Annotated in this window: 5 protein-coding genes; 2 read left to right on the forward strand and 3 right to left on the reverse strand. The window is 37.0% G+C overall.

The window, feature by feature from the left end; all coding sequences use genetic code 11:
- The first annotated feature begins 544 nt into the window (after window positions 1-544).
- Together CHB62_RS04650 and CHB62_RS04655 are read left to right on the forward strand one after the other, a co-directional pair.
- The gene (locus CHB62_RS04650) at window positions 545-1,306 is read left to right on the forward strand and encodes a GLPGLI family protein (protein ID WP_240616167.1); all 762 of its coding nucleotides are present in this window, start codon (window positions 545-547) and stop codon (window positions 1,304-1,306) included.
- A 10-nt stretch (window positions 1,307-1,316) separates the two neighbouring features.
- Window positions 1,317-3,869: a carboxypeptidase-like regulatory domain-containing protein gene (locus CHB62_RS04655; RefSeq protein ID WP_089365889.1), complete on the forward strand. Its 2,553-nt coding sequence runs from the start codon at window positions 1,317-1,319 to the stop codon at window positions 3,867-3,869.
- A 445-nt stretch (window positions 3,870-4,314) separates the two neighbouring features.
- Here CHB62_RS04655 and CHB62_RS04660 read toward each other — a convergent pair whose 3' ends face one another.
- From CHB62_RS04660 to holA, 3 genes are all read right to left on the reverse strand, one after another.
- Entirely contained in the window at window positions 4,315-9,633 is a 5,319-nt protein-coding gene (locus CHB62_RS04660; RefSeq protein WP_089365890.1) for a DUF4011 domain-containing protein, read from the reverse strand.
- A 1,188-nt stretch (window positions 9,634-10,821) separates the two neighbouring features.
- Window positions 10,822-11,292 carry a helix-turn-helix domain-containing protein gene (locus tag CHB62_RS04665; RefSeq protein WP_089365891.1) on the reverse strand — a complete coding sequence of 157 codons (471 nt, stop codon included), beginning with the start codon at window positions 11,290-11,292 and terminating at the stop codon, window positions 10,822-10,824.
- Between the two features lie 837 nt (window positions 11,293-12,129).
- Complete coding sequence (gene holA, locus CHB62_RS04670) at window positions 12,130-13,155, reverse strand: DNA polymerase III subunit delta (RefSeq protein WP_089365892.1); 1,026 nt, start codon at window positions 13,153-13,155, stop codon at window positions 12,130-12,132.
- Window positions 13,156-13,210 lie beyond the last annotated feature (55 nt).

A 13,210-nucleotide genomic window follows, 5' to 3' on the forward strand; every position in this document is an offset into this window, starting at 1 on the left:
TCTTACCACAATAGGTTCAGATATTACAATCCACCTGAGAAGGATTAAGCAACTCAACAGTGCTTAGCCGTTTCCCTTTTGTCCATCAAGCTCAGAGGACCACTGCCACAGTTAGGTTGACTAACTCCCAATTGAATTGACTGCCTCTAAGGTTGTAAGTATATAAAATCTTTACTTTCTCAATGCCTCACCCAAAGTCACGCATAAATTAAACTCAACTTTCTTATTTTCAAAAGACACTGTATGATGGCACAAAACATGATGAAATAAGGACTAAATGATATAAACCAAAGGGATATTAATATCTCAAATAAGCCTATAGGGAATGCATCTATTAGAAAGAAGCTGTGAATATATTTTACATTAATCACAAAGCCTCTAAATGCTATTACCAAGTTCTATTAAATCCTTTGCAATATTTTTATTCAAATAGTTGCGCCGTATTGAATATTATTATATATTTGCAATATCTTTATCAATGAGACCTATAAAGAAAAGAGACTAATGGACAGTGGATTATCTCTAAACACGTTAATCAAAAATAATGATTATGAAATTATACGCTTTCTGTATCACATTCATGTTGTCACTGCTTAGTTGCTTTGGACAAGAGACACATATCATCGAACCGAGCATACTCGAGATCAGTTATCACACAAAGTATCTTAACAGTTATGATGACTATGCGCTTAGGATAGGGAAAAATGTAAATGAATACTTTAGCTATCATACTTTGCGCTTCGATTCCTTAGGGAGCAACCCTGAGACAGCTTTGGCGATAATTAATGAAAAGATAAAAGCTGCTCGCAATAATAATAAGACTACCCATAAGGTAGAAAGTCCTGGTCATGGTGACTATCTTTATAGAAATCTTGAAGAAGGAAAAATGACAACCTACACACAGGTTTGGGACTCTCATTATAAGATAACAGAAGACATACCCACACCGGAATGGGTTATTCACGAAGACAGTACACGAAGTGTCATAGGCTTTAATTGCACGATGGCGACCACACATTTCCGTGGACGAGACTGGAAGGTGTGGTTCAGTGAGGAGATTCCTTTACCGCTCGGTCCGTGGAAATTAGGTGGACTACCAGGTTTAATCTTAGCTGCACATTGCGATGGCTATTTAGACATAATTGCAAGTAGCATTAAAAGAGAACAGTTGTCACCTGTCAAGTTTTATAATTTCTGGGAGAAAAAGTATAAGGATATAGACCGGCTCTCTTATTTAAAAAAGGCTTCAGACCCTACGATCTATCCAAAGAATACAACCTTTTTTCCAAAAATGGAGTTAGAATAAGATATTACTAATGAAGAAATATATTACCTTATGTTTACTTATCCTACTTGTACAGTCAATAAGTGCACAGAGGATAGTGGAAGGTGTCGTTACTGACGTAGGAGGACACCCTGTGTCTGCAGCTATTATCAAGACTGTAGATGCAACCACAAAAAAGACATTACATTTCTGTCAGACAGATACTAAAGGGAAATTTACTATCACAGCGCAAGAAGGTAATATTCTATCTATTTCAGCAATAAGCTATAAAAAGCAGGAACTAAAGGTTACAATGGATATGCCTGCACAGCATATCACTTTAGAGGAAGATACGAAAACCTTATCGGAGATAACTGTAAAGGCAAAACCAATTAAGATAAAAGGCGATACCATTCAATATCTACTCACTACCTATAAAAAAGAAGGAGACCGAACATTAGCTGACGTTCTTGCGCGTGTCCCGGGCTTTGATGTGAATAAAGAGAATGGCGAGATACAATACGAAGGTAAGTCTATCAGTAACTTCTATATAGAAGGTATGAATCTGATGGGAGGGAAATATGGTTTGGCAACAAAGTCATTGCCCCAAGATGACGTCGCAACAGTAGAAGTAATGAAGCATCATCAACCTATCCGTGTGTTAGATGATTTTACTTATTCTGACGATAACGCTATCAATATTAAGATGAAACAAGGAGCCAAGGCACGCTGGATGACGACCTACAGCGGTGGCATAGGGCTAAAGAGTCATGGAGGATTGTGGAATTTTGAGACCTTTGCCATGCGCCTGAAGCCTTCTTTTCAGACAATTCTCACCTATAAGACAAATAATATAGGTAAGAATATAAGGAGAGAGACGGACAAACTTTTAAGTTTTGATGAGCTACAAAGTCCTTTGTCAGCTATGCTCGCCCTTCCTTCTCCATCGCCTTTATTGCTCAAAGGGCGTTCATTATTTAACCGCTCACATGCTGTTAGTTTGAATGCGCTACAGCGTATAGACGAAAATTCTCAGGTAAGCGTGCAGGTTACATTTGCCAATGACCGCAATGAGGCTACCTCTTTGCGCCATTCAGACTTTTATACGAATAGCGGTATAAAGACAATAGAAAACAGAAAACAGTATTTGGAGAAAAGTAATGACCTCTTTGCAAAGATAAAATACGAGAATAACGCTAAAAACCACTATCTTAAAAATGAGCTTTCTGGTGACTTTTCTTGGAACAAACAATGGCTGAATGAACAGGGGACAAATCCGCACATGATGATGGGTAATCTTCCGATTTATACATTAAAAGATAATTTCAGTATAATGAAGAAATATGGTAAACGCCTTGTTACTCTGCAATCAAAGAATATAATGGATATACGCCCGCAACAACTATATGTCGATTCGCTGGTGCAGTCTATTAATCAACATTACTATGAAACGAATACAGACGTAAGAGGAAGTTTCAGAATAGGTAGGTTTATTCTATCAGGACAAATAGGAGTAAATGCAGGAGAACACCGCTTTACTTCTGATTTAGTGGGAGTTCCAGATAGCGTAGGGCTGCTTATGGGTAAAAGTAGTTTTACCTTTGCGAGATTCTATGCCACACCAAGCGTAGAATATATAGTGAGAGACTTAGACTTTATGTTATCGGGTGATATGTCGTACAACCATTATAAGTATAGTTTAGATAATGGTCAGTCTAAAGTTTTATTCTCCCCTAACCTCCGTATAAGATGGAAAGCCACAGCATCATGGACATTCTCGGCTGATGCATCCATTAATACAATGCAGATTAATGCTGCCCAATTTTATCCAACTTTGGTACTGCAAGATTATCAATATATAAATAAAGGTCTGGCAGGCTATAATCTAAACAAAGAGAAAAGCGTAGGAATAGGAGTTGTTTATAGCGATGCTCTGAAAGGCACTTCTATACGATTACGCATAACAAAGTCGTTTGGAAACTCTCCTTATACATCAACTCAAGATTTTGTGGGCAACTATATCGTAGAATCACTGACACAAGGAGACACGAAGTACAATAGTTGGAATATGTTCCTAATGGGTTCACAAGGCATAGGCTTCTTAAAAGGAAAGCTAAATGTAAAGGCGTTATATAATGCCATAAATAGTTATATGGTTCAGAATAGCCAACGAATGCCTTACGACACAAAGAACTTAAATATAACCTCTAACCTTGATATAGGTTTAATAAAGGGTGTAGATTTAAATTATAAACTTACTTATGGCTTTCATCAGATGAAGATGCCTGCTTTCGGAAAGACGTCTAACCTAAATAGTTGGAAGCATGAGGGAAGCCTTAGAATACCTCTTTGTAAGATTTTAAGTATGGAAACTTTGACGGAATACTATCATAACGAGGTAGCACAAAAGAAGTTTAAGGATATGTTCTTTCAAGACTTCACTTTGATATTTAAAGCCAAACACTTCGACTTAAGTCTTGCGTGGAACAATGTCTTTAATAATAAAAGTTATAGCTATGGGCTTAACAATACGCTTTCAAGTAGCTTTAGCAATCAAGATATTAGAGGTAGAGAGCTGATGCTTAGTTTCTATTACAAACCTTGACAACTAAGTTGAATGATACTACATAAATAAATTTACTAAAAGTTGAGATATATTAGACACAATTGTCATAGTACTGATGGGCTTACAACCGATTATTTTCAGAAGCACCATCAGGCCATATTTTTCTGTCAAATTTGAACAAAGAAGACCTAAATCGAAGCTTAATAGTAAAGAAGACTTAAAAGTCTAAAGAGAATAAACATTACAGTCATATTAGCAGATGTTCCAACTTCATCAAGGTGTCAATCAAAGTCACCCATAGATAAAACATAACTAACTGATCTACAAGATACGCTGTATGATGGCACAGAAACATAATGACGCCAAGGCTTGACTAATCTCAGGCGAATAGTATGCCCCCTAATCTCGTTAGTATATATTGTTATTTCAGTAAGGTATGAGGTTTCTAAAAGGCTGAATGAGCCAGACAAAAGGAATTACCCCCTTATTCTGGTAGCCTTACAAAGCCATCAGCCTCTAAAATACTCTTTGAACTTAAAAGTGCTTCTAAGCCCTCTTTTAATGCTTGATCTACCTTAGAGCCACGACGCGAAAAACCCAACCTCTTTGCAACAAGAAGAGTCAGTGCATCGGTCTTGATAGAAAGCTGCTCTCGTACTGTGAGTATGATTGCATTCATTATTTCTATTAGAGGTATTTCTGTTATATCTCTTCCGTGAGCCTGTCTATATCCACTGAAAGAATCAGCACATGCTTTATCTGTCCACAATATCGTAGAGTTACCTATCTCTTGAACAAATAATAGCCTATCAGCAATGTCCTTAACCGAAGCCACCAAAGAAGAGGTAACTCTTGTAGTATCCCTATGTGCACAGATACATCGACATAAATACATCAATGTCATAGGCTGTTCGCATGCGAGTATCTTTTTTGCAAGAACCTCATCACTCATAGCATCAGTATCTTCCAAACCTTGATACGCATGATAGGCTTTCTCATTGTTTTCAATTTTCTCCACCTTTTCTTTTGTAACATCAAAGGTAGTATTCTTTACGAATGCCTTTTCTAACTTCCCGTTCTGCTGTAGTACCTTTTCAATACGTGCTATAACACGTTCAGGATTATTAATCCAATCGACACTCCACACACGCATTATCTTCCAACCAAGTAAGTTCAAAACAGTTGGTTGGACAATCTCTCTATCTCTTGTAGTCTGCGTATTATAATAGACCTCACCATCAAGTAAAATACCCATAGCATAATTGTCATTATTGACAGCATCTGCAATGGCCACATCAACCTTGAAATTTGAACGCCCTACATTGGTATTTACTATATGGCCATGAGCCCTGAGTTCATCAGCAATCTGCTCAGAGATGATGTAGTCAGAGTTCTCCTTATGATTATTAGAAGTATTAATCAGTACTTGTTGCTCCGCATACTCTAAGAAATGTTTCAACCCTTCTACACCTCGAGCTTTAGTACGTTTCAAATCAATCTGTGATGCTTTCAAAGACGAATAGACATTCATTTCTCTTCTGGCACGGCTTACTGCCACATTCAAACGCTTTTCTCCCCCATTATTATTTAGCGGTCCAAAGTTCATTGACACTCTGCCATCCTTATCTGGACCATAACCAATAGAGAATAAGATGATGTCACGCTCGTCACCCTGTACGTTTTCAAGGTTCTTTACAAAGATAGGCTCGTATAATGCTTCAGCTGCTTCTCTCAGTTTCTTATCCTTGTCGAGCTTTTCAGTTAACAAGTCATCAATTAAGTTTTGTTGTACCTGACTGAATGCTATCACACCAATACTATACTTTGTTTGGTCTTCACTCTGCAATCTTTTGACGATATCTTCTACGATAGTCTCAGCTTCCTTCTTATTAGAACGGCGTCCACCCTTATCATACACACCATCTACATAATAATACTTTACCTTCGTCGTTTGGTCATCAACAGATGGGAATGTGATAAGTTCACCATCATAATACTCATTATTAGAGAAGGCAATTAGCGATTCGTGCTTTGAACGATAATGCCAGTTCAACTGAAGTGATGGTATACCAAGACTATGGCAGTCATCAAGAATACTATCAAGATCATCGATATCAGCTTCATCTTCACTAACACTTGTTGATAAGAAGAAACTTGTTGGAGGCATCTGCTTCGGATCACCTACTACTATTAAAGACTTGCCACGAGCAATTGCACCTATCGCCTCACTTGTAGGCATCTGTGAAGCCTCATCAAAGATAACAAGGTCGAACTTGCTTCGTGATAAATCTAAAAGCTGTGCCACAGACATAGGACTCATCAGCATACATGGGCAAAGTCTTGGTAATAGTGTGTCAATATTATCAAACAAATCACGGAGCGAGACTCCTCTACCACCATTTGCAATGTTTCTATTAAGGAAGCCAATAGGACTACTATTGTCTATACTGTCTGTCACATGGGGTACATTCGCAGCCAATCGAGCGTAAAGTTCCTTCTGACTGAGTAATTGAAACTCTTCTGTCAGTTTTTTGTAGCGTGAGATTGTCTCGTCAAAGATTGTTCCTTCAAAGGTTCGTAAGACCTGTGACGACGCTATCTTCTCACAGGCAAAACTTCGGAAAACTCTCTTAAAGAAGGCATCCTTCAGTTTCTCGGCTGAAATTTCCTTATTTTCAATATATTGAGCGATGATGCCAAGACCATCAACCTCAAGCTCCGTCTTATAAGCACACCACTGATACCAATCTCGTGCTTCATCTGTATGCTGAAGCCAGTTATCGAGCTTCAGTACATAACACTTCAAGTCTTCATGGGTAGGGAGCTTATCATCATCAAAACTTACAGCAAAATACGTATATATAACATCCTGTATTGTTACTATCTCATTATGTAATTGCTGATAATTTAACACTTTAGAGAGGAAAGTATCAATATCTTGCTCAATAATAAAACTATTAAATTGCTTCAACTTAGTTAAGAAACTCCTTTTAGCAAAGAAGCGAGGTAGAAACCACTTAGCCTTGATATTCCTCCACTCATTATATAACGCCTCACCATCTTGAGATAACACTTCATCATTGCAATCTCTTAGTAATTCAGCTTTTATAACTTCAGCCTCCAAAAGCTTATGCCTTTCTTCATCACCCTTACGGAGTGTTTCAGATGCTGTTTTGAGTCGTGATGATAGGTATCCAACATTGGCAAGGTCGCCGTCTTCAATAGTAAGCCCAAGCAAAGGGTGTTTTGAAGGAGTCCCCGTAATACTAAGTACAGCCTGATACTTCTGACTCAATAGATGTGCATAATTATCCATTTTCTCTATTCTGAACAGTTGCTTAAATGCAGCATCGTTCACATCTATATCAAGCTCTGGCCCATCTATGGATTCATATCTGATGATACAGTCAAATAAAGACATCCCCTCCGGTCCTTTAACATCATGGAGTGCCTCCATATACTCAATCAATTTACACCGTTGAGTATAGAGTTCGTCAGCAATACGTGCATATTCTTTTGGATGTTGAATATGAGTTGCCTCCATAGCCTTCTTCAACTGTTCAAGTACATGACGCTTTGTGATTTTGTTTGAATGCATTTCAAGACAGAATGGACCAAGGTTTATCTTCTCCAAACGCTTCTGTACCACATTCAAGGCTGCCATCTTCTCTGCAACAAACAGTACTCGTTTACCTTGGAACAAAGCATTAGCAATAAGGTTTGTAATGGTCTGCGACTTACCTGTTCCAGGAGGACCATATAGAATAAAAGAGTGTCCCTGACCAGCTTCCATTACGGCTGCCATCTGTGACGAGTCTACAGGGACAGGTAATGCAAGGTCAGATGGCTTCACCTCTTTATCCTTATCTTTCAACTCTGATATTACTTGGCTTGGAGTAAAGGTCAGTTTTTGTTCTACAAGACTACATACTATATTGTTCTCAAGCAGTTCTTGTCTGTGGTTATGGATATCATTCCACATAAGGAACTTACTGAACGAGAAAACGCCCAAGATACATTCTTCTTCTACATCCCAACGTTTTTTGTTCTTAAGCACCTCACGTATGATAGCAAAGATTTTCTTCACATCTACCCCGTGCTCATCTGTAGGTAGGGGATTAAGGCCTGGTATGTTGATTTCAAAATTCTGACGTAGAAATTCTATCAAGGTTATATTCAAAGTAATCTCCTCATCTCGAGTACGAATATAGTAATCGCCTTTTTTATACACCATTTCCACAGGCAGCATTAATATTGGAGCATAACGAGACTTCTCACTTATCTCTGTTTCATACCATCGCAGTGTACCTATAGCAAGGTATAACGCATTTGCACCTGTCTCTTCAATAGCATTTTTTGAAGCTCGATAGATATTCTTCAACGTATTGCGTGTATCTGCCTCCGTTTGATAAGTATGTAACATACGATGTTTAATATCATTTGTTATCAACTCATGGAGTTCTGGCAAAGACTTAGAGCGTACAAGGCGTTCCTCGTCATTAATCTTAAAACTTACATCAGGTTTGCAAGAAATTAGGTATTCCATCCCATCTTGCAAATAGTCTTCTACCAGGTCAATATCAAATGAAATAAATTGAATAGCCTTCTGCCTTAGATAAAGATTCAACATTGAGTTACGCAAGGAGAAGTCTAAAAGTTTGCGCTCCCAGATATCCAGCTTGGTTATCTCACGTTTGTTGTCCATTAGCATACTCAGATCAAAACGCGAGTGTTCCTTTACATTTAGCATACACTCATCATGACTTGTTCCCTCTACAGCAACCTCCCATACACCATTATTCATGACACGCTGTGGAAGAGGACGCACTTGTTCAAGTCGACATCGCTTGATATCAATGAACATCTCAAAGATTGCCGTATTGGCAAGATTCTTTATGGCTAAACTCTGAGCATCTTCAAAGGTAGTAGACTCTGCTGTAATTTGTGTACATTCAAGTACAAGCATCTCATCGATGCCGTCAGAACATTTCTTCTCTATATACGAAGCATCATCACAAACACTATATTGACAACAGTCGTCGACTAACCAAACAGCAAGGTAAGCATGCCCTTCTTGTAGTACAATACCACTATTGAGCCCTATACTTTCAAGTACACTTGCAAAGAGTAGCGTAAGTTCTATGCAGTTCCCAACCTTAGAAGTCAAGACTTGGTCAGGTAGTGTAATACGTTGTCCAACAACTTCATACGATGCTGGAGCAGAACGGTATACAATACCCTCAGCATGAAGTGCACCATACACAGCAGCCACCTGCTTTCGTACTTCATTTGAATTACCTGTCTGATATGCTGTAAATGCAGAAGCCCCCGACACTTCCTTCAACTTACTGGCTGCCTTGGCTATAATATTGTTTACAGCAGGATGATTGGGCGTAACAAACGAAGCAAGACATTGCGGTAGAATGCTGGTTCCCAACCATTGGTCGTATGGCATTATATCTATGTCATAACTATGAGTAAACACAATCTTCTTTGCATCTGACAGCGCATCAGCATATACATTGATGGTAAATGTGGACGTAATCTTTTCTGTTACCAAAGCTACCTCTGTTGGCTTCAGAGATAAGCTCATACCCTGTAAACGAATTGACTTACCAGTCTTAAGTGATGCGATGATGCTTGAACGAAAGTCTTGGAAAAAATCACCAGAACATTCTATTATTATATCCCTTAAATCATCAGCCTTGTCATTACAAAGCTCAACAGACTGGCATATTGCTACCCCGTTATTAATTAAGGAATAATTGATAGATGGTAGATATTCTATATTGATAGTTGCCATAACGATTTGATAATTTGTAGATTTTGTTACTTATACCAATATTAATTACTTGGGTTTACGGACTTATTGGATTTAGACATTAACTGCCAAATATTATATGCTTATTACATAACCATTGAGAAAGATATTACAACGGACACTTAGTTATACCCCCTCTATAATACTAACGCTGTCAAAGGTGTTTATCTTATCAAACTAAAGTACTCAACTGCAAATATAGTTATTTGTTTTTATATCTCCTCGTATTATGCTTATAAATATACTATTGGTGCCAGATTAATCAACGAATAACATAAGTTCACCATCATCTCCAATTATATACAAGTCTTAAAGATTGATTAAAATTAAGCAAAATATGGATGAATAGAGCTTCATAAACAGTAAGGAAACTACCTACGTGAGAGCTTGAAAGCATTCTCTAACACAAAACTATACGGCTGTATAGTTATCGCAAGGCTACCCAAAGAACATTACTCTAATTGCTTTCACCATTATTACTATCATATCAAAAACAAAATTGTCCTGTTGTTTCAAGTGAACCTAAAGGCTTTATAAGTTGTAATGCGGTAAAAAAGAACCTATTGACCTATATAACTATGTGGGAATAAGAACGCACCCTACAACACATCTTATGCGTTGTCCTTTAAGAGATGGAATAGTTTTCCGCTCTCATGAAATGTCACAATAATACCAAATAATTTTGATTTCAAGTTGCTGTCACTTTTAACATTTCAAATAAACTCATTATAAATCAATTAGTTGTAACGTCATCTCTAATGACAGCAATGACAGGAAATATTATTCTGGCGGATTTGGTTTGTCGTAGGACAATCCAAATTTCGTGCGAGCTTATTAGGTATATGGAGATTAGTTGGTTAAGAAGCAATATAAAGGTTTACTGAAAAGCAAGGGATGCTACTATCAAGACTTATCACCGTAGCACTTAAAATATAGCATGAATCATTTATGTTCGTCTGTTATCGTTAGACATAACATACCAAGCGAGATAGCGAGAATCACTACTTAAAGGTGTCTCATTATTCTAAAGAATATGACCCAAGGTAGCCTATCGAAATCAATAAAGGTACAACATGACGAAGCAAAAACACTTAACTGAGTACTACCAAGAAAATAAGAATTCATGCTCCGACAATAGATTAGAGAACGTCTAATTGACATATCAGAGACTTACTTCTTCGGAACGAAAGTCTCCCATGTCTGATCATCAAAGAATATACGAATCTCTGTGATGCGTCGTTGCTGCTTGTCAATATATTTTACCTCTGTACGAGAAGGGATTTTATACATATTATCATTATATGGTAAACTTCTCTGTTCTGTCTCTACCAGTGGTGGAGTTGTAGAATTAGAAAAGTCAAGCGTGCCTTCAGAACTTCTAGGAGTCATGGTTGCAGCCTCTCCTGTAGAAGAATTAGGCTCAGCGGTCTGATCCTTAAACATTGGACCTTGTCCATACAAAAGCCAATCAAGATTAATCTTTGTAAACTTACTCTTGATAGCTTCAACAGTATTAAGAGTCGGTTTTGTTCTTCCAGTAAAAATACTACTGAGAGATGCAGACGAGATTCCTATGAAATCTGAGAAAGTTTGCTGAGTCATGTGCTGACTCTCCATAAGCTGTCTTATTCGATCTTTCATTTCAAATTCTATCGTTTGTTAGTAAATAGAGGAGTTTTTAGGCTGATTAGCCACTCTTCTAACAACTTTACAAAGGTAAACATAATATTTTATATACCCAAATAATAAGTTGAATAGATTATGTTTGTATATCTAACTTTTAATATTTACATTTTACAAACACAAAATAGCAAAAGTGTGCATGTGCCTTATACATTTACAAAGTAACATATACAAACCTATAGAGTACAGAACAAATAAATAAACCAGAACTACTAAATTACTGGTTATAAATCACATTATTAAGCATATCTAAACCTAAATAGTACAAATATGCGAATTATAAGGGAATAAAAGAAGGGTTAGGTAACTAAAACAATATTATATTCTTATAATGTACTGATATATTAGTATTTATATGCCATAATTAGTACGTGCATAAAAATACATCTCGATTAATAAAAGTAAATATACACATTTACATAACAAGATAATACACTTATGTGAGCAATAAATAACTTTATTATGTTTACATTTGTATTTACAAATATAAATGATAATGCTCATTTGTAGTTTCCAAACTCTACATAATTAAAGTAAAACAAGTGTGAAAATTAAATTGAGCATTGTCGAAAATTATCATTTTGAGCGTTATTAAAGTATTTGCGAACTGGGGGAAAGATGCAGGAAAATACGCGAAAAATGAATAGGGTAATTTCGCCTATTACGCTATTAATCAAGATAAAACATAAAAAAAGCACTCTTTTCAGAGTGCTCCTTTTAGCTTAAAATAATATGATTTTAGACTGGGAAAGAGTGATTTTACGGCTAAAAATATATCAAATTACCCTCTATTTCTTAATGAAGAATAAAGAAAATGAGCTCTTTCATCAAATCTCCCGCACCAGTATTAGGATTATCTAATCCCTTACTCTTTCCATCTATGTCCCGAATCTTAGAAATAATGTCCATCGTTTTACGTGCAGAATAGTTTTTTAATCCTATAATATAATCCTTCGCTCCCCATGTATTACGTAAATCCAAAGCAGAAGCTATCCCTTGTTCTGTACCTCTCTGAGGAGTATAATGAACTATCATAAGATTCTGAAAATAAGAAAAGAGTAATGGAAGGAAAGAATAAAGAGAACCAGCTTTGGGATTATTGTCAAAATATTTCACAATTTGATTAGCCTTGAAACAGTCCTTCTGAATAATAGCATTTCTAAGTTCAAAAGCATTAAAGTCCTTACTTACCCCTATCTCCTTTTCCACCACCTCTGGTGTTACACGAAGGCTATCTGCCGGAAGAGATATAAGTACTTTATTCAACTCTGAAGTGAGTCGACTCAGATCAGCTCCAATATGATCGGCTACCATCTGGCATGACTTGGGATCAATACTTACATTTCTTTCCCTTAAGTAACTTTGGATAAAATCAGGGAGCTGATAGTCGCGCAACTTCTTACTTTCAAAAACAACCCCTACTGTCTGTGCCAATCCAACAACCTTCTTACGTGCATCAATTTTCCCATTCTTATGACACCATACAAGGATAGTTGATTTTACAGGATTCTTGAGATACTTCTCCAAAGCTTCTAAAGAACGGATATTCTGTGCTTCTTTAACTATTATTACTTGAAACTCGGCCATCATAGGATAACGCCTTGCCATATCGGCTACCTGAACGGCTGTAACATCTGAACCGAAGCAGATAGTTTGGTTAAAGTCTCGTTCTTCAGGAGAAAGAACATGCTCTGCTATATAACCAGAAATCTGATCGATATAATAAGACTCTTCACCCATTAACATATAGATGGGTGCATACTTCTTATTCTTCAGATCCTGCATTATACTCTGAAATGTTGGTCCTTGCTTTGTTGGCATTTACTTTTTTATTAACTTTGCATAAACGATAAACCGTAATACGACCTAAGAGAAC

The sequence above is a fragment of the Prevotella jejuni genome (assembly GCF_900187995.1).
In the GTDB taxonomy this organism is placed as follows: domain Bacteria; phylum Bacteroidota; class Bacteroidia; order Bacteroidales; family Bacteroidaceae; genus Prevotella; species Prevotella jejuni.